The organism is Bradyrhizobium macuxiense (assembly GCF_007993935.1).
Taxonomy (GTDB): domain Bacteria; phylum Pseudomonadota; class Alphaproteobacteria; order Rhizobiales; family Xanthobacteraceae; genus Bradyrhizobium; species Bradyrhizobium macuxiense_A.
In genome coordinates, this window is sequence record NZ_VITY01000006.1 from 279,022 (window position 1) to 301,121 (window position 22,100).

At 65.4% G+C, this 22,100-nt stretch carries 21 protein-coding genes; 6 read left to right on the forward strand and 15 right to left on the reverse strand.

Annotation, left to right across the window (positions count from 1 at the left end; genetic code table 11):
• Positions 1–3: 3 nt before the first annotated feature.
• A complete protein-coding gene (locus tag FBZ93_RS18285; RefSeq protein ID WP_208764026.1) occupies positions 4–1,047 on the forward strand; it encodes a cobalamin-independent methionine synthase II family protein in 1,044 nt (347 codons plus the stop codon).
• Between the two features lie 50 nt (positions 1,048–1,097).
• Here FBZ93_RS18285 and FBZ93_RS18290 read toward each other — a convergent pair whose 3' ends face one another.
• From FBZ93_RS18290 to FBZ93_RS18305, 4 genes are all read right to left on the reverse strand, one after another.
• On the reverse strand, positions 1,098–2,063 hold the full coding sequence (locus tag FBZ93_RS18290) for a DUF2778 domain-containing protein (protein WP_246667544.1): 966 nt from the start codon (positions 2,061–2,063) through the stop codon (positions 1,098–1,100).
• A 291-nt stretch (positions 2,064–2,354) separates the two neighbouring features.
• Positions 2,355–4,730 (reverse strand): putative bifunctional diguanylate cyclase/phosphodiesterase, encoded by a 2,376-nt coding sequence (locus FBZ93_RS18295; RefSeq protein WP_146987272.1) that lies wholly within the window; start codon positions 4,728–4,730, stop codon positions 2,355–2,357.
• A 148-nt stretch (positions 4,731–4,878) separates the two neighbouring features.
• Positions 4,879–5,289: a DOPA 4,5-dioxygenase family protein gene (locus FBZ93_RS18300; RefSeq protein ID WP_146987273.1), complete on the reverse strand. Its 411-nt coding sequence runs from the start codon at positions 5,287–5,289 to the stop codon at positions 4,879–4,881.
• 23 nt (positions 5,290–5,312) lie between these two features.
• Positions 5,313–5,933, reverse strand: coding sequence for a class I SAM-dependent methyltransferase (locus FBZ93_RS18305; protein WP_146987274.1), 621 nt, complete (start codon positions 5,931–5,933; stop codon positions 5,313–5,315).
• A gap of 186 nt (positions 5,934–6,119) precedes the next feature.
• Here FBZ93_RS18305 and FBZ93_RS18310 point away from each other — a divergent pair, with 186 nt between their 5' ends.
• Positions 6,120–6,821 carry a hypothetical protein gene (locus FBZ93_RS18310; RefSeq protein ID WP_146987275.1) on the forward strand — a complete coding sequence of 234 codons (702 nt, stop codon included), beginning with the start codon at positions 6,120–6,122 and terminating at the stop codon, positions 6,819–6,821.
• 21 nt (positions 6,822–6,842) lie between these two features.
• Here FBZ93_RS18310 and FBZ93_RS18315 read toward each other — a convergent pair whose 3' ends face one another.
• Entirely contained in the window at positions 6,843–7,496 is a 654-nt protein-coding gene (locus FBZ93_RS18315; RefSeq protein WP_146987276.1) for a PilZ domain-containing protein, read from the reverse strand.
• A 378-nt stretch (positions 7,497–7,874) separates the two neighbouring features.
• On the opposite strand from FBZ93_RS18315, the gene FBZ93_RS18320 reads away from it, so the two are divergent.
• Entirely contained in the window at positions 7,875–8,687 is an 813-nt protein-coding gene (locus FBZ93_RS18320; protein ID WP_146987277.1) for an enoyl-CoA hydratase, read from the forward strand.
• A 194-nt stretch (positions 8,688–8,881) separates the two neighbouring features.
• Here the strand turns inward: FBZ93_RS18320 and FBZ93_RS18325 are convergent, their stop codons facing one another.
• The 8 genes from FBZ93_RS18325 to FBZ93_RS18360 form a co-directional block, all read right to left on the reverse strand.
• Positions 8,882–9,664 (reverse strand): SDR family NAD(P)-dependent oxidoreductase, encoded by a 783-nt coding sequence (locus tag FBZ93_RS18325; protein WP_146987278.1) that lies wholly within the window; start codon positions 9,662–9,664, stop codon positions 8,882–8,884.
• 86 nt (positions 9,665–9,750) lie between these two features.
• Positions 9,751–10,674 carry a DUF1932 domain-containing protein gene (locus FBZ93_RS18330; RefSeq protein WP_146987279.1) on the reverse strand — a complete coding sequence of 308 codons (924 nt, stop codon included), beginning with the start codon at positions 10,672–10,674 and terminating at the stop codon, positions 9,751–9,753.
• On the reverse strand, positions 10,674–11,543 hold the full coding sequence (locus FBZ93_RS18335; protein ID WP_146987280.1) for an ABC transporter substrate-binding protein: 870 nt from the start codon (positions 11,541–11,543) through the stop codon (positions 10,674–10,676). The genes FBZ93_RS18330 and FBZ93_RS18335 overlap by 1 nt, the downstream gene beginning before the upstream one ends.
• Positions 11,544–11,561: 18 nt before the next feature.
• On the reverse strand, positions 11,562–12,308 hold the full coding sequence (locus FBZ93_RS18340) for a TetR/AcrR family transcriptional regulator (RefSeq protein ID WP_146987281.1): 747 nt from the start codon (positions 12,306–12,308) through the stop codon (positions 11,562–11,564).
• A 59-nt stretch (positions 12,309–12,367) separates the two neighbouring features.
• Positions 12,368–13,246, reverse strand: a complete 879-nt coding sequence (locus FBZ93_RS18345; protein ID WP_167529104.1) for an SMP-30/gluconolactonase/LRE family protein — start codon at positions 13,244–13,246, stop codon at positions 12,368–12,370.
• A 34-nt stretch (positions 13,247–13,280) separates the two neighbouring features.
• Positions 13,281–14,351 (reverse strand): aldose epimerase family protein, encoded by a 1,071-nt coding sequence (locus FBZ93_RS18350; protein ID WP_146987283.1) that lies wholly within the window; start codon positions 14,349–14,351, stop codon positions 13,281–13,283.
• A 2-nt stretch (positions 14,352–14,353) separates the two neighbouring features.
• Positions 14,354–15,283 carry a Gfo/Idh/MocA family protein gene (locus tag FBZ93_RS18355; protein ID WP_146987284.1) on the reverse strand — a complete coding sequence of 310 codons (930 nt, stop codon included), beginning with the start codon at positions 15,281–15,283 and terminating at the stop codon, positions 14,354–14,356.
• Positions 15,284–15,509: 226 nt separating this feature from the next.
• Positions 15,510–16,535, reverse strand: coding sequence for a histone deacetylase family protein (locus FBZ93_RS18360; RefSeq protein WP_146987285.1), 1,026 nt, complete (start codon positions 16,533–16,535; stop codon positions 15,510–15,512).
• 151 nt (positions 16,536–16,686) lie between these two features.
• On the opposite strand from FBZ93_RS18360, the gene FBZ93_RS18365 reads away from it, so the two are divergent.
• Entirely contained in the window at positions 16,687–17,295 is a 609-nt protein-coding gene (locus FBZ93_RS18365; protein ID WP_146987286.1) for a TetR/AcrR family transcriptional regulator, read from the forward strand.
• Here FBZ93_RS18365 and FBZ93_RS18370 read toward each other — a convergent pair.
• The gene (locus tag FBZ93_RS18370) at positions 17,292–18,242 is read right to left on the reverse strand and encodes a fatty acid desaturase (protein WP_146987287.1); all 951 of its coding nucleotides are present in this window, start codon (positions 18,240–18,242) and stop codon (positions 17,292–17,294) included. The genes FBZ93_RS18365 and FBZ93_RS18370 overlap by 4 nt on opposite strands.
• A gap of 14 nt (positions 18,243–18,256) precedes the next feature.
• Positions 18,257–19,288 carry an alpha/beta fold hydrolase gene (locus FBZ93_RS18375; protein ID WP_146987288.1) on the reverse strand — a complete coding sequence of 344 codons (1,032 nt, stop codon included), beginning with the start codon at positions 19,286–19,288 and terminating at the stop codon, positions 18,257–18,259.
• 213 nt (positions 19,289–19,501) lie between these two features.
• On the opposite strand from FBZ93_RS18375, the gene FBZ93_RS18380 reads away from it, so the two are divergent.
• Both FBZ93_RS18380 and FBZ93_RS18385 read left to right on the forward strand, forming a co-directional pair.
• Positions 19,502–20,839, forward strand: a complete 1,338-nt coding sequence (locus FBZ93_RS18380) for an MFS transporter (RefSeq protein WP_146987289.1) — start codon at positions 19,502–19,504, stop codon at positions 20,837–20,839.
• Between the two features lie 263 nt (positions 20,840–21,102).
• Positions 21,103–22,008, forward strand: a complete 906-nt coding sequence (locus tag FBZ93_RS18385; protein ID WP_146987290.1) for a LysR substrate-binding domain-containing protein — start codon at positions 21,103–21,105, stop codon at positions 22,006–22,008.
• The last annotated feature ends 92 nt before the right edge of the window (positions 22,009–22,100 follow it).

The window sequence follows — 22,100 nt, forward strand, 5'->3', positions numbered from 1 at the left end:
ATCATGAACCTGCCCAAGCATCTGCTGCCGACCACCGTCGTCGGCAGCTATCCGCAGCCGGAATGGCTGGTCGATCGCGCGATGCTGTCGAAGTCGGTCCCGCGCACCCGCATGCACGCGATGTGGCGCCTGCCGGCCGAGCATCTGGAGGAAGCACAGGACGACGCGACCATCGTGGCGATCCGGGACATGGAGCGCGCCGGCATCGACATCGTGACCGACGGCGAAATCCGCCGCGAGAGCTACTCCAACCGATTCTCTACCGCCCTTGAGGGTGTCGACGCCGACAATCCGGCGATGATCACCGCACGCACCGGCAACACGCAGACGCCGGTGCCCCGCGTGGTCGGCCCGGTGAAGCGCAAGGGACCGGTGGAGCTGCACGACATGCAGTTCCTGCGCAAGAACACCGACCGTGCCGCGAAGATCACCCTTCCCGGCCCGTTCACGATGAGCCAGCAGGCCAAGAACGAGTTCTACAAGGACGACGAAGAGCTCGCGATGGCGTTCGCCGAGGCCGTCAATGCCGAGGCTCGCGACCTCGAGAAGGCCGGCGCCGACGTCATCCAGCTCGACGAGCCCTGGGTACGCAACAATCCGGAGCTGGCGAAGCGCTACGCGGTGAAGGCGATCAACCGCGCACTGCAGGGCATCACCATCCCGACCGTGGTGCACCTCTGCTTCGGCTACGCCGCTGTGGTGCCGGGCTCGACCAAGCCGGCGGGCTACTCCTTCCTCGCCGAACTCGACGACACCATCGCCGATCAGATCTCGATCGAGGCGGCCCAGCCGAAGCTCGATCTCGGCGTGCTCAGGGATCTGTCGTCGAAGAAGATCATGCTCGGCGTCCTCGATCTCGGCGATCCCGAGATCGAGCCTGCCTCCGTCGTCGCCGATCGCATTCGCAACGGCCTGAAGCATGTGCCGGCTGAGCGGCTGGTGGTCGCGCCGGACTGCGGCATGAAATACATGCCGCGGCAAGTCGCGTTCGGAAAACTGAAGGCGATGTGCGATGCGGCCGCGGTGGTCAGGAAAGAGATCGGCTAGGCCGCCGAAACATCAAGAGACAAGATCGGTCGCCAGCGACGCTGGCGGCATCACGAGTTCGACGCCGAGCGGGTCGAGGCCGACTGGACATCCTTGATATTGATGACGACGGCGATGCGCTTGATCATGCCGCTGCGATAGGCCTGCAGGAACCTGTCGTAGTGCTTGACCGAGATGCAGCCGTTGGAGTCGCCGTTCGGCCCGAGCATGTAGCTGTGGACCAGCAGGCCGACGCGCCCGAACGTATCGCTGCCATCGACCGGCGTCATGCGCAGCGCGGGCACGCCGTGGAACAGCTTCTCGCGCGGCTTCATCTCATAGATGCCGGGCGGCGTTGCACCGGCGTTGCGGGCGTTCACATGCGCCGGATCGTCGAGCAGATTGCCGAGCCCCGAATGCGCTTCGAACTTGGTGCCGTCGGGCATGTACACGATGCGGCCGGTGATGTCGTAGACCGCCGTGGTGCTGTCATAACCGAGCTTGCCGAGATCGGGGCTCGGGCCGGACAACAGGCCGTCATTCGGATCGATCGAGGCCAGCTGCAATTTGCCCGGCATCATGTCGGCGATCTTCTGCAGGAACGTCCGGTTGTCGCCCTGCTGCACCGGCGCCTGCGGCGGCAGCGGCTGATCGTTGCGCGCGAGCAGATTGGCCTCGGCCGGGCGCGACCGCGGCATCGGCACTGCGGGCGTCGTCGTCACCGTGGTCGTTGCGGCGACCGACGCGGTCGCCGGCTCGCTGCTGGTCGGCAATTCGGTCTGCGTGTCGCGCAGCTGACCGGACAGCGCGTCCTCGATCTGGCCGAACTCGGAATTGAAATCGCCGCGGCTCGAACGGAACCCGCGGCGCAGAGGATAATAGAGCGAAGCCGTGTTGATCGTGGAGCGAGAGCCGAAGCGGTCGTCGAAATTCAACGAGGCGGTGGTATTGGCGAGCGCCGGTCCATGCAGCCACGCGGTCGGGTCGATGCCGACCATCCAGGCGGCAAGGCCAGACGACAGGACGAGCGCGCTCACGGCGAACGCCGTGCTGCCCACCAGAGACATGCCGCGGCTTGACCTGCGCCCGGCAGCTTTCGTCGTACGTTGACCCATCATCCCCAAGTTCGGTGTTCTGGGGCCTGTTAGTCGGCCCACGTGGGATTCACCGATCACTCATCATATCAGGGAATTAGAGTAAGGCATAATCGAGACGGAGCCGGCAACGACAGGATTTTTAAACGTTTTTCGGATGGAAAGTGCCGGGGAATCAGCCCCGCAAGGGCTGAAACGGGTGGAAAAGTCCCGATTCGGGACAATTTCGGCGACTCAGGCGATCTTTTCTTCCCGGAGGGTCAGCACCGGGACCGGCTTCCCGATCGCGTAGCCCTGCACGTAGTCGACCCCGATCTGGCGCAGCTCGTCCAGGATCGCGAGGCTCTCGACGAACTCGGCGACCACCTGCTTCTGCATGATCTTGGCGGTCTTGGTGATCATCTCGACCATGGCGCGATCGACCTTGCTGTTCAGGATCTCCTTCACGAACGAGCCGTCGATCTTGATGATGTCGACCGGCAGGTGCTTCAGATAGGCGATCGAGGACATGCCGGTGCCGAAATCGTCGAGCGAGAAGCTGCAGCCGATCTCGCGCAGCCGCGCGATGAATGTCTGCGCCTCGTCGAGATTGGAAATCGCGCTGGTCTCGGTGATCTCGAAACACACCACGGCCGGCGACACATCATGCTCGGCAAAGAGCCCGGCGACGAAGTCGACGAAGTCGCTGTCACCGATGGTGGCGCCGGACAGGTTGATGGCGTAGCTCGCGATCTTGCGCGGATGGTGCTTGCGATCGGCGATGACCTCGAAGGCGCGCCGCACCACCCAGCGGTCGATCAGCGGCATCAGTCCGTAACGCTCGGCGGCGGGCAGGAAGCTGCCGGGGGGCACCAGGGCGCCGTTCTCGTCGCGCAGGCGCAGCAGCAGCTCGCGCCGGTCGTTGCCCTTCAGCATGCCGTTCACCGGGCGGATCTCCTGCTCGTAAAGGCAGAAGCGGCCCTCGTCCAATCCCTTGCGGATGCGATTGACCCAACTCATCTCGGCAACCCGCACCGCCATGCCGGTATCGGACGGACGGTGCTCCTGGACGCGGTTGCGCCCCTTGTCCTTGGCAAGGAAGCAGGCGACGTCGGCGAGCCGCAGCGCATCCTGCACGCCGGCGCTGTCGGCAAGCCCGACCAGGCCGATGCTTGCGCTGATCCGAAAGCTCGAGCCCTCATGGACGAAGTTCGACTGCTCGACCACCGCCCTGATCCGCTCCGCGACATCGGCGGCAACGTCGTGCGTGGCGGAGCCGTCGTCGCGCAGCAGAATGCCGAATTCGTCGCCGCCGAGACGCGCGACCAGCCCGCTGTCGCCGACCTCGGCGGTCAGCAACCGCGCCACCTGTCTCAGCAGCCGATCGCCGGCCATGTGGCCGCAGGTGTCGTTGACGATCTTGAACTGATCGAGGTCGATCAGCATAAGGTCGGCGCCCACGCCGTCCGCGCCCGACATCGCCTGGTGCAGCTCGAACTCGAACTGCCGCCGGTTGGCAAGGCCGGTGAGCGCGTCATGGGAGGCGGCCCAGGCCAGTTCCTCGACCAGCCGCCGCTCGGCGGTCATGTCGTGAATGATCATGACGCGGCCGGCCGGTTCGCCGGCATGCACGATCGGGGTCTCGACCACCGAGACCGGCACGCTGGATTGATCCGGTCGCACCAGAAGCTGCGGCCGGCTCTCGCTATCGGCCTCGGCCGTCTGGAACGATCCGCGCACCGGCTGCTCGGCGATGTTGAACAGCGACGAAAGCTGCCATCCGGTCACGTCCTGCCCCGCCGCAATCAGCCGCTGCGCGGCGGCGTTCATGTAGCCGACGCGATCGTCCTGCGTGGTCACGATCACAGCATCGCCGATCGAGGCCAGCGTGAGCTGGGCGCGCTCCTTCTCGACGGCGAGCGCGGTCTCGGCAAGCCAACGTCGCCACAGCATCCGCCGCGTGTGGAACAGGACGATGCCGGCAAGGCAGGCCGCGATCACGAGATTGACCAGCAGCAGCAGCGCGGAGACTTGACGCGACGCCTTGCCCAATTCGTCCGAGAAATCGACGGCAAGCGTGCTCAGTGCGGCATCGACCGCACCGATCCGCTCGGCCCAGTGCTTGATGGCCGCAGCCGAAGGATCATGCAGCGCGACGTCGTTCGCGGCCTCGTTCCTGATCTCGATCAATTGATCGAGCAGCGCATCCGAATTCCGCCACGCCGTCACCGCGCCGGCTACGTGGTGCATCTTGCGGAAATATTTGAACAGCCAGATCAGGCCGCCGATGTCGTCATCATGATTGCCCGCTTTGGCGAAACCGGCGCGGGCCACGGCATCGTTATTGCCTGGCGATTCCAGCGCGCGCCGCGCCGTGCGGTCGGCCAGCGGCACCGCGATCGCGGCGTCGAACTTCTGCAAATAGAGCGGCGCGCCCGTGCTGACATAGGTCTGGAGGTAGTGAATGGCGTCCTTCTGGCCCTTCGACCACATGCTTTCGCCCGCCACATAGGCCCGGACCGCGGACATCACCTGCAGGCTGCCCGCCGACAGGCCGCCCAGCAGCAGCACGATCGCCAGCAGAGGGCCGACGACCCGCCACAGCGCCCAGCTACGGAATGAAAAGAACATGCCCAATGCGCCCGACCCTGAAATTGTCGGGTGAATCTAGGAATGGCGGCTTAACCTCACGTTGCAAAACGCGATGAGTTTGAAGCGACTTGGTTGTAGTTGGAATTGCGTCAAACTTTACGCATCCGGCCAACCGGGCCCGCAGCGCTCAGGGACGCAATGTCGGCGAGGTATTCGGCGCCGGCGCCTGCTCCATCTCGGCCTCTTCGGGCAACTTGTCGGCATGGACGGCGAGCGGCGTCCCGATCCAGAGCGGATCGTCGCGATGATCGCGGCGCGGATTGGTGGTGTTGGGATGGACCAGGATGCTCAGGCTCCCGTGGTTGAGCATCAGCCACGGCACCAGGGTCGGAAACAGCTCGGCCGCGAACGCCACCTGATACATCGCCTGATCGTGCGGGCCGACCTTGACGTCGTGCCAGCGCCCGAGCGTGACCAGGAAACGCTCGCCCATCCAGTTCCGCAGGCGTTCGGCCTCGCCCCGGCTGGTTGCGGGATCGTAATAGACATGGGCGTGGTAGCTCGCGATCTCGCCGATCGCCCGTGGCGCGTCCGTCATCTCACCTCTCCTCCTGCGGCCGATCACCTGCGCCGCAGCACGCTGAACTGGAACGACTGCGTCGCGCCCCACGGCGTGACGTGCCGGTGCGCCTCATGCGCGATCAATTCGAATGCCGGACCGATGGCCCGGCCGAGCGCTGCGGGATCATAGCGCTGCACCGGCAGCCCGCTGCATTTCTCCGGACCGTCCAGCGCGAAAGTGCCGATCACGGCGTGGCCGCCTGCCTTGACGCCGCGATGCAGTCGCTCGAGATAGGCCGCGCGATCCTTTTCCTCGACAAGAAAGTGAAACGCCGCACGATCGTGCCAGATGTCGAAGGCTCGCGGCGGCTGCCAGACCGTCGCATCATCGGCGACCCAGCGCACCGCTTCGCCTGCCGCGCCGATCCGCTCCCGCGCGCTCGCCAGCGCCGCCTCGGAAAGATCGAGCACGGTCAGATCGTGAAAGCCGCGCGCCAGCAGCGCATCGACGAGGCGCGAGGCCCCGCCGCCGATGTCGATAATCGACGCGTCAGGGCCCGGCGCTGCGGATTCGATCAGGCGCAGCGATGGCTGCGGATCGGCTTGCGACCAGCTCACCTGCTGCTCGCCCTTTGTCAGATAGACGGTCTGCCAATGCGATTGACGATCAGACGCGGCCATGGCGATATGTCCCGAAAGCGGCGGCAACCTGCGTTGCGTACGGTTAACCATGAGCTAGGCGCGGCGGTATCCCGCGTCAACCGGCAGCAACCGGCACGCACGGCCACATGGCGGCAAATGCCCGCATTTGCATCGCCGCATTTTCCATCTAACCTCACCGGCAGGTTGAGATCGGGGCGCCCGGGGATGGCCAATTTCGGCTGGACACGCGTCAACAGGCCTGCACAGACGGAGGACGCCGCCAGCGGCTTGCGCGGCCTCACCGACCCATCGGCGTTTCTCGCCGCGCTCGACAAGGTGGTGCCGCGCTATCTCGATCTCGCCGACAACGGCGTGCTGGTCTATCCGGCCTGCAAGCGCAAGCCCGGCGATCTGCTCGGCGATGCCAGGGCGATCTGGGAGCACACCCGCCTCGAAGCGGTGCGCTATATCCCGATGGTGCCGCGGAAGGAACCCGCGCTGCTGACCGATCCGGCCCGCCAGGCCGAGACGATCGATGCCTTCCTGCGCCAGCAGGCACACGACAAAACCGTGGTCGATTTCACGGGAACGGCGATCGAGGACTACGGCATCGCAATCTACGCCGCGCTGAACTGGCTGAACCATTGCGGCGCCATCGTGAATGCCGATCCGCAGAAATTCTCGGGCACGCTGCGAAGCTTCCGCAAGGTCATGGTCGTCGCCCGGCAGTGGTGGGCGCTCGACGGCGCCGCAGAGCGCTGCCGACAGATGCTGGAGGCGCGCGAGCGACCGCCGCTGGTGTTCTTCCTGTTGTGGGCCGAATGCACCAACCTGGCGCGCGAGATTGCGATCGCCGCGGCCGGTGCGGCGGCGACCGAGGACAGCATCGCGCGCATGCGCGCAGCCGACGATCCGGAACAGCTGTAGCGAAGCGGCGGAGCCCCCGGTTCAGGCAACAGGGTCCGCGTCGGCGGACACCACCAGCAGATCCTTGGACTTGCGCGCGATCAGGCGGCCGAGATCGCCCTGCTTGTAGCTCTCGACGAACTTGATGGCGAAGCCGTTCGGCAGATGCCGGACCACGCGCCCGACGCAGGCACCGATCGCCAGCGGCATGCCGACCGGCGGCTGCACCGCGGAGGACACCGCAGCGCCCGACAGCGACATGTCGATGATGAGGCAGCTCTGCACGGTGCCATCCGCCAGCGTCAGCATGGCATGCGGCGCGACCGGAACGAAACGCGGATTGTTGCGCGCCTCGCGCACGCTCGGATCCTTCTGCTTCTTCTCGATCCAGGTCAGCTTGTCGGCGAACTTCTCGCGCCTCGCATGCGTCATCTCGAGCTCGAGCAGGAAGCTGCCGCTCATCGTGTCGGTGATGCAGCCCTCGAACTTGCCGAACTCCTCGAAATACGAGGTCAACCGGTCGCCGACCTTACCGACGACCGGCACGTCCACGATCATGCGGAACGGCGAGACGCGTGTGGTGCGGCAGGCGAAGGTGCGTAGCTTGCCCTGCGCGTCATACCAGTTCGGCAGCGTGTAGCTGCCGTTGACCGTGATCCTGACCGCGCGTTGCTTGAGGAACTTCTCGACAGACACGACTGGACCTCGCCCAAGGCGATGTGAGTGCACGGAGTTCGGGGCTGACCGACATCCCGGGTCGGTCTGGTGGTGGGGACATCCGCTACCGGCGCGATGGCAGCGGGAAGGCTGCGGCACGCGTCCCAGCGTGCCGCGGGAGGGTCCTGGCGCGCAGGTGCGTACAGTCGTACCGTTGAAAAACTAGGAAAAAGTTAAACCGGGACGGAGCGCGGGCGGCGCACTCTATGGCGCAACCCTTACGCGGCAGTTTATTTTGCGAGCCGTACAACTACCGGGAGAGTCGTTGCACGCCGCTGCAATCGCGCCGTGCCCTAAACCGGCTGCCTCGGCTTCCGGCCGGGTGCTAGGCTTGATGCAAATCAGAGCGGACCTCACATGGCAAACATCTCGGACAAATCGCTTGCCGACGGCAAGATCCTGCAAAGCGTGGTCGACGGCGTCGGCGTCATCACCTTCAACAATCCCGACAAGCGCAATGCGATGTCGCTGGAGATGTGGGAAGGGCTCGGCGAGGCGTTGATCGCCTTGCGTGACGATCCGGCCGTCCGCGTCGTGATCCTGGTCGGCGCCGGCGACAAGGCCTTCGTGTCGGGCGCCGATATCAGCCAATTCGAGAAGACGAGACACAACGCCGAAGCCTCCGAGGAATATTCACGGCGCAGCGCCGCCCAGCGCGCTTTGCTCGCCGATTACCCGAAGCCAACCATTGCCTGCATCCGCGGCTTCTGCCTCGGCGGCGGCATGCAGGTGGCGATGCTGACCGATATCCGCATCTCCGGCGCCAGCGGCCAGTTCGGCATTCCCGCCGCCAAGCTCGGCATCGCCTATGGCTATGACGGCTTGCGCCATCTGGTGTCGCTGGTCGGCCCGTCCTGGGCGCGGCTGATCATGTACACGGGGATGCGGATCGATTCCGCGGAAGCGCTGCGCATCGGCCTCGTCGATCGCGTGCTGCCGGATGCCGAACTCTGGGACGCGACCATGGAGATCGCGCGCACCATCTCGGGCAACGCGCCGCTGGCGATCAAGGCCGCCAAGATCACCATCGCGCAGGTGCTGAAGGATCCCGCCGATCGCGATATGGCCGCGATCAAGCAGATCGGCATCGACTGCATGGACAGCGCGGATTTCCGCGAAGGCCGCAACGCCTTCATGGAAAAGCGCAAGCCGCAGTTCAAGGGCCGGTAGCGGCATTCTTACCTCGCCCCGCTTGCCGGGAGAGGTCGCATCGCATCAAAGATGCGATGCGGGTGAGGGGGAGCTTCCGCGAACGCCGCTATCACCGTTGATGCCGTGACAGCCCCTCACCCCAACCCTCTCCCCGTAAGAACGGGGAGAGGGAGAACGAGGAATCTCAATCGCCTTCGCCCAGCCCTTGCCGACTACTTCTTCTCGTTGACCGGCACCGTGTAATTGAGGATCAACCGGCCGCCATCGGGATAGATGGTCTGGCCGGTGATGTAGGAGGCATCGTCGCTGGCGAGGAATGCGACGACCGAGGCAACCTCGCTCGGCTCGCCGCAGCGGCCGGCAGGCGTGCGCGACAGCACGCTGCGCCGCGCGTCCTCCGACGAGAAGATCGCCGTCGCCACCATCTCGGTCAGGATCGTGCCGGGCCCGACCGCCACGACGCGAATACCGTGCGGCGCCAGCGCCACGGCGGCGACCGAGGTGAGCTGCTTCATCGCGCCCTTGGACATCGCGTAGGTCGCAAGCGAGGGAATCGCGAGCAGCGCGTTGACCGAGGACATGTTGACGACGACGCCGCCGCCGCCCTGCGCGATCATCTGACGCGCCGCGGCCTGCACGCCGAAGAATGCGCCCTTGAGGTTGATCCCCATCACGTCGTCGAACTCGGCCTCGGTGATGTCGAGGAAATCGCGGTTGCGCGCGACGCCGGCATTGTTGACCATGACATCGAGCCGGCCGAACTCCTTCACCGCAGTGGCGACGATGCGATCAACATCGGCGCGCTTGCTGACATCGGCTTCGACGGCCCGCAACTGATCGACATGTCCGAGCTCCTGGGCGGTGTGGACCAGCCCGGCGGCATCGACGTCCGAGATGACGACCCTGGCGCCATCGGACAGGAAGCGCGCGGCGCAGGCCTTGCCGATACCACGCGCCGCGCCGGTGATGGCGACGACCTTGCCGGAATTCTTCATGGGAGTCCTCCAAGACAAAACTGTTCACGGAGCAATAGCGCATTGCGCGGCGGCAGGGAACGCGGCGGATTCTCCGCGCGCAGTGCTCAGGATTTGATGCGCGCGAGAATCCGGTCGGCCTCGGTCCGCCAATCGGCGCTGCGGGCGAAGTCCGCCGTGCCCTTAGCCCCGAACACACCCTCGTCCGCCAGATCGGCGATCCAGCCCTGCCGCTCGGCGGTCCCGGACGCGGACCATGGCGTCAGCCCGGCCTCGCGCACGGTCGCCGCCACCTCGCGCACCTCCTCGGCACGCCGCCGGCCGTGCTCGATCACCCGCTGGAAGAAATAGGCGCCCTGCTTCTCCCAATCGATGCCAGGGAAGGTCTCCTTGAGCGAGGCCAGCACCGCATCCTCGACGCCATAGGCGCGCGCGGTGGTGAAGCTCTCGATCACCATCGCCTCCAGCCCCTTGATCATGATGCTGCGGCACATCTTGACCGCCGAGGACACGCCAAGCTCGTCGCTCGCGACCTTCGCCGCGAAGCCGAGCGCGACCAGGAGCGGCGCCAGCTCCCGCGCGCCTTGGCCGCCGAGCAGCAGCGGCACCTTGATCCGGTACGGCGGCAGCGAGGTCATCACCGCGCCCTCGACATAGCGGCCGCCGGCGCCATCGATGTGGGCCGCCGCGCGTTGCTTGGCGCCCGGCGAGGCCGAGTTGAAATCGAGAAACCAGGCGCCGTTCCGGATCGCGGGCGCAGAGGCCTCGGCCACCGGCACCGCCTGGCTCGCCGTCACCGCCGAGATGATGAAATCGGCCCGCGCCGCGAGCTCGGCATGCGATTGCGCAAGCACGACGCCGATCTCCGCCGCATGTGCGCGCAGCGGCGCGCCCTGCCCGCGGTCGAGCTTGATGTCGTAGGCTGCGACATGGATGCCCTGCTGGCGCAGATCTTCGGCCAGGATCTGGCCGACCTCGCCATAGCCGAGCATGCCGACCTGCCACTGCCGCGGATCGCTGGAGATGGTCATCAGTTCAAGTCCCGTGTTGTGTCGTCGAACAGCTCGTCGACCGTGACGCGCCCGGGGATCAGCGCCTGCTGGACGCAATAGTCGATCATCCGTTCGAGCGGCTTGCGGTTCGCCTCGACGCCGAACGGCAGCATGTCAGGCACGCTCGCCGGACCGGGCTCTGCCTTGCTGTGCTTGAGGAGATCGTAGAGGCTGCGCACTACATCGGGCCGCGACGTCGCGAGCCGCGTTGTCACCACGACCAGGTGATTGACCGGCACGACGCCATGCCGCGCGTACCACCGCGCTGCCTCAGCAGTCGGATCGGCGAACAACGGCTTGAGCGCCGGATCATTCGAGGTCTCGCCCAGCACGGCGTCGAGCTCGCCGCGCTTCAGCATCTCGATAATGCTGCTGTCCTTCGGCGCGCGTTCGGTGCGGTCGACATATTCGGCGACATGCGGGTCCTCGAAGGTCACCCAATTGATCCTGTCAAGGTTGACGCCATGGTCGTTGGCGAGGATGCCGCGCACCCACGCTCCGGTCGTGGTCGTGAACGAGCGGATACCGACCCGCTTGCCTTCGAGATCGGCAGGCGTGAGCGTGCCGCGATCCGCGCGACAAAGCGCGTGGCCGTGCTGGAAGCGGCCGACCATCGCCGCCGGCAGCAGCACCAGCGGCTTGCCGTACGCGCGCGCCATCAGATAGGTCACGATCGCCATCTCGCAGACGTCGAAGGCCTGCTCGCGCACCATCGGCTTGAACGCGGCATTGGTCGGCGTGAACTCGGTGAAGTCGAGGTCGAACAAATCCGAGCCCAGCTCACCGCGCTTTACCGCCCGGACGTGCGGGTGATTGCCAAGCACCGTGCGCAACCGAAGCTTCTCCATGGCGACGAACTCCGCGGGTCAGGTCAACGCTCGTCCTGGAGCAAAGCCCGGCGCCTTGCGCAGCGCTGATATCGCCGGATCGAGCGGCGGGGCTTGCAGCGCGGCGACAGTTGCGCGCACCAACTCCTCGATGGCATGGCCGGCATCGGTGCCGTCGGCACTGCCGCGCGACAGGCGCGACACGCGCTCCGGCGTCACCAGCGTGTAGTAGAGCGCGCCGAGCAGGAAGTGGCCGCGCCAGACCAGGTCGGTGCGCGGAATATGCGGCAGGCTTTCGTGGATCGCATCGATGAAGGCGTGGCTGGTGTCGTCAAAAGTCTGCGCGATGATCTTGCGCACGACCTCGTTGCCCTCGGCCGACATGATCGCGCGCAGCCGCGTGAACCGCGTGCCGCCGCCGGCGAGATCGCTGCCCGAGGTGAAGGCCGGCAGCACATAGGCGCGCACGATCGCCTCCAGCCGGTCCTGCAAATCGCGCACCCGCCGCGCCGCTGCCAGAAGCTCCGAGCGCCGCCGGTTCATCGGGCCGCAATGGCGGCGATAGATTTCCAGCAGCAAACCGTCCTTGGTCTTGAAATGATAGGTCACGCTGCCGGGATTGGCGCCGGCGGCCTGCGCGATGTCGCGCACCGAGACGGCGTTGAAGCCGTAGGTCGAGAACAACTCCTCCGCCGCGGCGAGAATCGCCTCGCGCATGTTCGGCTTGCGGGTGCTGACGGCCTTTGCGTCGGCCTTGACGTTGGACTTGGTGGGCTTGCGGACCATATTTGTACTATCGTCCAAATATTCAGGTCGCGTCAACAAGGCGGCCCGCGGGCCCGCGATCAGGACAGTTTGACGTCAGGCTCGGCCCGGCCGCGCGCGGCGGCATCGAGCAGAAAGGTCTGGCCGTGCCCGGGATCGGCCGCGCGCTGCGCTTCATCCATGTCCTGCCAGGCCGAGGTGACCAGCACGCGCGAGAAATCGCGGCCGACAAAGGCCGGGCAACTCGATTGCTTCGCCGGCACCTTCAGCGAGCGCAGATGCCGGCCGCTGGGATCGTAGATATCGACGCAGCCGCCGCCCCAGCGCGCGTTCCAGATCATCCCGTCGGCATCGACGACCGCGCCGTCGAGCCCGCCGATGCCGCGATGCCTGATCAAATCGATCGGCTCGCCGGTCGGCAATCCCGTTGCCGGATCGAGCGGCACACGATGCAGGACGTTGGTCGCGGTGTCGGCGAAGTAGCCGACGTCGCCCGCGGGCGAAAAGCAGATCGCATTCGGGATCGTGATCCCGGGATAAAGCCGCGTGATGCGCCCCTTATGCAGCGCATAGATCGCGCCGGCGCCCTGCTCGGCATTGCGCCCCATGGTGCCGAGCCAGAAGGTGCCCGAGGGATGCACGCGCGCATCGTTGGAGCGCGTCGCCGGATTGTCGGCCTCCAGCGCGGCAAACAGCTCCAGGCGTCCGTCGGCGACCTGCCGGACGTAAACTCCGTCTTCGGTCAGGATCAGCTGCCGCTCGCCATCGATCCGCGCCAACGCGCTCGCCATCTTCGGCAGCGCGTGAATGATTGTGCGGCGATCTGCAAAGCGATGCTCGAACAGGCGACGCTCGCGGATGTCGAACCACCAGGCGGTATCGGTTGATGCGTCATAGGTCGGGCCTTCGCCCAGATGACAACGCTCGGCTGACAGCACGGATGTCGGCACCTCGTCGATTGGCGGCTCGGCGGCACGGTCGGTCATTGCGCACTCACACGGTTGAAAAGCGGTAGACGATACTACGCTGGTAGATCTGGCCAGGGTCGAGCCGCGCCGACGGGAAATCCGGCCGGTTCGGCGTATCCGGCCAGGCGTGCGGCTCGAGACACAGTGCGTCGGACTGGCGGTAGAGCCGGTCGCCCTTGCCGGCGGTCGAGCCGTCGAGGAAATTGCCGGAATAGAACTGCAATCCCGGCTGATCGGTGAACAGCTCCATCACGCGGCCGCTGTGCGGCGCCTCGAGGCGCGCGGCAAAGCGAAGGTCCGTCCCTGAGGCGAGACAGAAATTGTGGTCATAGCCGCGCCCGAGCCGTAGCTGCTCGTCATTCATCCTGATCCGCGCGCCGATCGCGGTGGGCTTGCGGAAGTCGAACGGCGTGCCGTCAACCGGCCACGGCGGTGCTGGTAACGGAATCGCCGTGGCGTCCACGGCGAGGAAATGGTCAGAGGCGATCGTCAGCCGATGATCGAGGATCTGCATGCCCGAGCGCGCGCCGTCGAGATTGAAGAAGCTGTGATTGGTGAGATTGATGTAGGTCGGCCTGTCGGTGGTCGCCTCGTAGGTGACTGCGAGTTCCATCGGACCGCGGACGCGATAGGTCACGCGCGTCTGAAGATTGCCCGGATAGCCCTCTTCGCCATGCGGGCTCTCGCGCTCCAGCACCAGCGTCGGCGCTGGATCGTCCGACAGTTCGACGATCCGCCACAGCCTGCGATCAAAGCCCTGCGGCCCGCCGTGCAGCGCGTTGGGGCCGTTGTTGGCCTCGAGGTTCACCGTCTCGCCATCGAGCACGAAGCGCCCGCCGGCGATCCGGTTGGCATAGCGCCCGATGGTTGCGCCGAAGAATTTGCGCTGCGCGAGGTAACCGTCGAACTCGTCGTGGCCCAGCACGACGTCGTCGCAACGGCCGTCGCGATCGGGCGTGAGCAGCGCTTGCAGCGTGGCGCCGAAGGGTAGGATGGCCGCTTCAAAGCCGTGTTCGCCGCGCAACGTCACGCGTTCGACCACTGTGCCGTCGTGCAACTTGCCGAATGGCGCGCGAGCAATGCTGGCTGATGTCATTGTCAGTCCTCGAACGCCTCGACGAAGCGCCGTCGCCCCAGCATGAAGCTATCGGCGGCGAGCCGCAAGGGTGCGAGGTCGACATCGGATTTTCCGTCCGACGTCAGCGCCACAAAACGCCGGTACAGCGCCGGATATTCCTCGTCGGTGGCATCGACCATCAACCTGTTGCCATCGCGCAGCTGCCGTCCGCCTTTCGACAGCATCACGGGCCCGGCCTCGGTCTCGCACAGGATGTCCCAGCTCGGCGGCCCGCTCTGGCGAAAATCGAATTCGGCGTGGATCGGCAAGCCGTTCGCATCGGACAGTTCAATTGCTGCTGCAATCGGCGTCTCCCGATTGGCGGGAAAGTCCAGCACCGCACTTTTGACAAAGACCTGAGACGGCAGGATCTCGGTCAGGATCGATAGCGCGTTGATGCCGGGATCGAACACGCCGAAGCCACCCGCCTCGAAGATCCATGTCTGGCCGGGATGCCAGACGCGCACGTCTTCCTTCCAGATAATGGTGACCTTGCTGATCGTGCGTCCGGCGAGCAATTTTCGCGCCGGACCTACCGCGGGTGCGTAACGCGAATGCCAGGTCGCGAATAATGTCCTGTTCGCCTCATGCGCGGCCGCGATCAACGGCGTGAGCTCGCTCACCGTGGCGCCCGGCGGCTTCTCCAGCAGCACATGCTTGCCCGCGGCGAGCGCCATGGCTGCCTGCACATGACGCACCTGCGGGGGCGTGCACAGCGCGACCGCATCGATCTCCGGCCCGTCGCGCAACAACTCCGTCAGATCGCGGAAATGCGGCAGGCCGGATGGGGTCTTGGCAGGATCGACCACGGCGACGAGTGCGGCGCCTGACGTCTTCGCGATCGCAGACACGTGCTGCCGGCACGCAATCTCGCCGAAACCGACGATGGCGATGCGAAGCAGGTCGCTCATGGCCGTCCTCGCGTTGCTGCCCGCCCGGCCGGCCGATGCCGCCAGGCGAGATCCAGCGCCGAATACCAACGGCATGATCCGGGTTTGGTTGCAAACATGCAAGCCCACGACGCCTTGTTGTGCGACGCGCGGCTGGGGCATCGGTTCTGATCCACCAAAATCCATGCTCCAGGCCGTTGTTTTGCCGCGATTTCTTCGCGCGAACCGTTGGGACGCGCTCACCGCGCTAGCGCGCGGCTTCGAATCCGCCGAGCACCGCCGTCAGATTGGCACCGAGGATGTCGGAGAGATAGCCGCCTTCCTGCACCAGCACCGTCGGCAGGCCGAAGCGGGCGAGCGCCTCGCCGATCCGCCGGAAGCCGTCGGTGGTGACGGCAAGGCCCGCCAGCGGGTCCTTCTCGGAGGCGTCGAGACCGAGCGCGACCACGAGCGCGGTCGGCGCGAAGGAACGGATCGCCTTCTCCGCCAGAGCGAGCGCCTTGATGTAGTCGTCGTCGCCGGTGCCCTTGGCGAGGGGAATGTTGAGATTGGTGCCGAGCCCGGGCCCGGCGCCGCGCTCATGCGCGTAGCCCCAGACGAACGGGTAGAAGAACGATGGATCGGCGTGGATCGAGACGGTGAAGACATCGCCCCGCTCGTAGAAAATGCCCTGCGTGCCGTTGCCGTGATGCACGTCGACATCGAGGATCGCGACGCGCTCGTGCCTCTGGCGCAGATGCTCGGCCGCGATCGCGCTGTTGTTGAGGAAGCAGAACCCGCCGGCGAGATCGCGATAGGCATGATGGCCGGGCGGGCGGCACAGCGCGTAGACCGCGTCCTCGCCGTCGAGCACCATCTGCGCCGCGGTGACCGCGACGTCGCTGGAGGCGCAAGCGCCGGCCCAGGTGCCGGGGCCGATCGGGGCCGCGGTGTCGACCGTATGCCAGCCGAGCTTGCCGACGATGTGGGTGGGATAGGTGCCGGCGTTGCGCACCGGGTGCATGTTCGCGATCATCTCCGGTCCGGCATTGCCGAGCGCCGACCATTCGTCCCAGGCGTCCGCGAGGAAGCTCAGATATTCAGGACTGTGCACGCGCGCCCGTGGCCCTTGCCCGAATGTGGTCGGCTCGATCAGCGTGTGCTTGCCGGCTTTCAAGCCCGCCAGCAGGCGATCGGCACGCTCGGGCTGCTCGGTGGTGCGCTGGACCACACCGCGGACAAGGAAGAACTGCGGATCATGGCTGCGGTGCAGATCACTGTAGACGGCCTTCACGGGACACTCCTGTTTGAACAGCGGCTGAGCTGGGTCTTCGCTGGCGCGTTGTACACCATCAGCGGCAGCGATGATCTGAAACCAAGTGCGATTTCATGCTATGTCCGCATGCAGCGCAATGATTCAACGACGTAGGACACAAATCGCGGCCATGGCGAGCAAGGCGGAGACCGAGGATGCGGCAACAGGACGGCGCGGCCGGCCGCGCTCCGCCGCGACCACGGCCGCGATCCTGCAAGCCGCCTATGTGCTGATGGCGGCCACCGGCCTCGCCGCCACCACCATCGACGCGATCGCCAAACATTCCAACGTCTCGAAGATGACGATCTACAAATGGTGGCCGTCGCGCGAAGCCTTGCTGATCGATGCCTTCCTCGACCAGGCCTCGCGCGCCGTGCCGCTGCCCGAGGCGGGCAATCCCGTGGCCCGTATCCGCCGCCATGTCGCGACCTATGTCGAGGCGCTGCAGGGCGAATTCGGGCGGGTGCAACTCGCGGTGATCTCGGAATGCATCTCGAAGACCGGCACGGCCGAGCTGTTCTACGAGCGCTACCTCGGTCTTCGCCGCGCCAGGATGATCGAGATCATCACCGCCGGCCAGAGGGATGGCAGCATCGGTGCGCCGGGCGTGCCGGGCGACATCTATGACGCGATCTACGGCAGCCTGTTCTATCGCTATGTCTTCGGCATCAAGCCGCTGACGCCGGCCTACGCCCGCAATCTCGTCAATCTGGTGCTGCGGCCGCGCGCGGACACTTAGGCCGAGCGCTGCCGCTGACGACGAAACCAGGCCCAGGTCTCGCGCGTCACCGCGCGGTAGTTGCTGCCGCGATACACGATGTGGCCATCGACGATGGCATTCAGCTTCGGCAACGCGTGGAACGGCACCGTCGGATAGGCGTGGTGCTCGACATGATAGGGCATGTTCCAGGCGAACCACTTCATGATCCGGCCGGTCATCGTGGTGCGTGTGTTCTCGAACGCACTCCGCGTCCGCTCGCAGCCGGTATGCTCGGCATAGAGATAGGGACGCAGGATGAGCTGACCGGCCAGCAGCGGCACGATCCAGGCCCAGAGCAGGATCGCACTGTGCAGCGCGAGCGACGCCGCCAGCAACAGCAGGTAACCGGCGAGATAAAGCCTCGCCTCCAGCACGATCGCGGCGCGCTTGTGCGCCGGAATCCACGGAACGACCACTTGTCCCGTGAATGCATGCCGCAGCATCAGGCGGATGCGGACCAAGACCTGCAACAGTCCCGAATAGGCGATCGCGAGCTGGGTGTCGGACGCGGGCCTGGGACCGACGATCAACTCCGGATCCTTCTCCGGATCCTGGGTGTAGCGATGATGGTCCCAGTGAAACAGGCAGTAATATTGATAGGGCAATCCGATCATGAAGGCGGACAGATTTCCGACGACAAGATTGAGGGCATGACTGCGGAACGCGGTCTTGTGCGCGGTCTCGTGCACCACCATGAACAGGAATGCGACGAAGTATCCCTGGATGGCGATCAGCGGCAGCGCCCATGGCAGGCCGTCGCGCGACGAGACCAAGGAGATCAGCGCGCCGACGATCACAATCATCCCGTAATGGCTCGCTGCGCGCACTGCGCCGGGAAGGTTCGACTTGGTCGACAGATCGCGCAGGGTCAGCGGGCTGAGCGGCTTCAGGCGCGGTCCGGCGTCACTGGTCTCTGCGGTGCTCATGGTCGTCTCACATGTCAGCGTTGCAGCAGCGCCGAGATTTCGGCGTTGATGAAGGCGCGGTCTTCGGCGTTGTTGATGGGATTGCCGGCCCGGTGGCCGTGGATCGAGGGGATCGGGTGCAGCACGGCGGAGCGCGCATTGACCAGGCGGCCGAGTTCATCCCCATTGTCACGCGGGTCGAAATAGCGATCGGTACGCCCCGGCATCAGCAGCATATGCGCCTTGATCGCGGCCAGCGCGCGATCGAAGTCGCCGCCGAATTCATCGCAGCCGCTGATGTCGCCGGCCTGCCAGATTGCGATTTGCGCCAGCAGATCATTGGCATCACGCCGCGCAAAGGCGCCATCCCATGATCCTGCGAGGTAGTCTTCCAATGAGTTGAAGCCGGCCTTGCGCCAGACTTCCTCGCGATAGAATTCATGCGACATCGCCCAGCCGGCATAGACGCGTCCCATCGCGCGCAAACCTGCGGCCGGCTTGCTGATGAAGCGCCCATCCCGGTAGGCCGGGTCAGCAGTCAGCGTCCCCTTAACGCCTTCGAGGAACACATGATTGTAAGGCGAGCACCTTGCGCTGCCGCAGACCACTGCCGCGCACTCCACCATGTCGGGATAACGCGCGGCCCAGTGATAGGCCTGCATGCCGCCCATCGACCAGCCATAGACCAGTGCGAGCCTGGTCACGCCAAACCGCTCGATCAGCAGCCGCCGCTGGACAGCGACCGCATCGTGATAGGTGAAGGCCGGAAACGGCTCGCCGCCGAGCACCTCGGCCGAATTCGACGGCGAGGATGACAGACCATTGCCGAACAGGTTCGCAATGACGATGAAGTAGCGCTGGGGATCGAGCGCCCCGCCCGGCTGCACCAGCCATTCGATGTCGGGATGCTGGGCGGCGAACGAGGTCGGATAGAGGATGACGTTGTCCCTGGCCGCGTTCAGCGTGCCATAGGTCTTGTAGGCAAGCGCAAGCTGCGGAAACACCGCGCGGCCCTGCAAGGTCACCTTGCCTGCCTCGAACACCTCATAGTCGCGTGGCGTGGTCATGGGCATTCGACCTCGATCGACAGGCGCAGCGTCGCGCCTTCAATAACTGTACTAGTAGTACACTAATTGACAAGCGTATGCAACCGTAACGAAGGTGGCATGACACCGGGCCGATCCATTCAAAATCGGTATGGATCAATACCCGTTTGGGCTTGGACCCATTGCCGTCATCTCTCTAGGACAGACCCCGAGGAAATTTCCAAGGAGGCGCGAATGAGCGCAATTGTGTCCGCCACGGATGCGCGGCGATCCCGCGTCCGGCTGTTGATCGTGACGATGCTGTTTCTCGTCACCACCGTGAACTACGCCGATCGCGCCACGCTCTCGATCGCCGGCCCCGCCCTCTCCAAGGAACTGCATCTCGACCCGGTCGCGATGGGCTATGTGTTCTCGGCCTTCGGCTGGTCCTATGTGATCGCCCAGGTGCCGTGCGGCTGGCTGCTCGACCGCTTCGGTTCGAAATGGGTCTATGCGATCAGCATCATCGTGTGGTCGGTGTTCACCGCGATGCAGGGCATGGTCGGATTCCTGGCCGCGGGAACCGCGGTCGTCGTGCTGTTCGCGCTGCGCTTCCTGGTCGGCATTGCCGAGGCGCCGTCATTTCCGGCCAACGCGCGCATCGTCGCGGCCTGGTTCCCGGGCAATGAGCGCGGCACCGCATCGGCCTTCTTCAATTCAGGGCAGTATTTCGCGACCGTGATCTTCGCGCCGCTGATGGGCTGGATCGCGCATGAGCATGGCTGGAGCCATGTGTTCTACGTGATGGGCGGGCTCGGTATCATCATGGGGATCGTCTGGATCAAGACGATTTACGAGCCGAAGGACCATCCCGGGATCAACGAGGCCGAGTTCGACTACATCAAGCAGGGCGGCGCGCTGGTCGACATGGACGCGGCGAAGGACGGCAAGACGCAGGACAGCGGCCCGCGCTGGGACCACATCCGCCAGCTGCTCGCCAACCGCATGATGCTCGGCGTCTATATCGGCCAGTACTGCATCAACACCCTGACCTACTTCTTCCTGACCTGGTTCCCGGTCTATCTGGTGAAGGAGCGCGGGCTCTCGATCCTGCAAGCCGGCTTCGTCGCGACCTTGCCGGCGCTGTGCGGCTTCATCGGCGGCGTGCTCGGCGGTGTGATCTCCGACTACATCCTGCGCCGCAGCGGCTCGCTGACCATGGCGCGCAAGATCCCGATCGTCGGCGGCATGCTGCTGTCGATGGTGATCATAGGCTGCAACTACGTCGACAGCCAGGCGCTGGTGATTGGGTTCATGGCGCTCGCATTCTTCGGCAAGGGCATCGGCGCGCTTGGCTGGGCCGTGGTCTCCGACACCTCGCCGAAGGAAGCCGGCGGCGTCTCCGGCGGGTTGTTCAACACCTTCGGCAATCTGTCCTCGATCACGACCCCGATCATCATCGGCTACATCCTCGCCGCCACCGGCTCGTTCAACGGCGCGCTGGTGTTCGTCGGCGCCAACGCGCTGGTCGCGGCGATCGCCTATCTCTTCATCGTCGGCGAGATCAAGCGGGTACAGCTGAAGGCGGCCTGAGCCAGGCCGCCTATGTCTATCGACCCGTCATTGCGAGGAGCGAAGCGACGAAGCAATCCATCTTTCCGCATGTGCGGACAAATGGATTGCTTCGCTTCGCTCGCAATGACGGGGATGGAGCTTGGACACAAATCTCGGAAAACGGCGGCTTCGGCCGCCGTCTTTGTCTGCTTTTTTGTCTGCTTTTTTGTCTTCTTGGCCAGTAGGAGGCATCGATGCTAGAACGTACAAATCCCCGACCGATCCATTCCGGGTTAGCATCGATGTTCGACCTGAGCCAGCTCCGCTGTTTCGTCACGGTGGCCGAAGAACTGCACTTCGGCCGCGCCGCGGCGCGGCTCAACATGACCCAGCCGCCGCTGAGCCGGCAGATCCAGGTGCTCGAGCACATCATCGACGCGCCGCTGCTGGAGCGCACCAGCCGCTCGGTGCGGCTCACGCCGGCGGGCCGCAGCTTTTTGCCCGAGGCGCGGCGCATCCTCAAGCTCGCGGAATCCGCATCGCAGGTCGCCCGCCGCATCGCGCTCGGCAAGACCGGCTCGCTCAAGATCGGCTTCACGGCGGCGGCCGCCTACGGCTTCCTGCCCGACCTGATCGCAGCCGCCCGCTCCCGCCTGCCTGAAGTGGATTTTTCGCTGAAGGAGATGGTCTCCGGCGATCAGTTCGAGGCGCTGACCACCGGCCAGATCGATGCCGGCCTGTTGCGCCCGCCGATCGCGCGGCCGGAATTCGCCAGCCGCCGCGTCGTGGCCGAGCCGCTGCTCGCCGCGATCCCGAAGAAGCATCCGCTGGCCGCAGCCGACACCGTCAGCATCAAGGATTTCGACGACCAGCCGTTCGTGATGTATTCGCCCTATGAGGCGCGCTACTTCCACGACCTGCTGGTGTCGATGTTCACCCGCGCCGACGTGCTACCGCGCTATGTGCAACACCTCAGCCAGATCCACTCGATCCTCGCGATGGTGCGCGCCGGGCTCGGCGTCGCGATCGTGCCGGAGGCCGCCGCGAGCCTGAAGATCGCGGACGTCAAGCTAAAGCCGCTGAAGCTGCGCACGCCGGTGCCGGTCGAACTGTTCATGGTGTGGCGGCGCGACCACGAGAACCAGCTGCTGCCGTCATTGATCGAGATCGCAACCGAAATCGCGGCGCCGCAGCTGCGCGGCGATTGATGCAGAGTTAGCATCGCTCGATACCGCGTTTGGCTTGGACGCGCATCGAAGCATTTCCTAGAAACTCCGCCATGGACGCGCGCTCTCGCGCA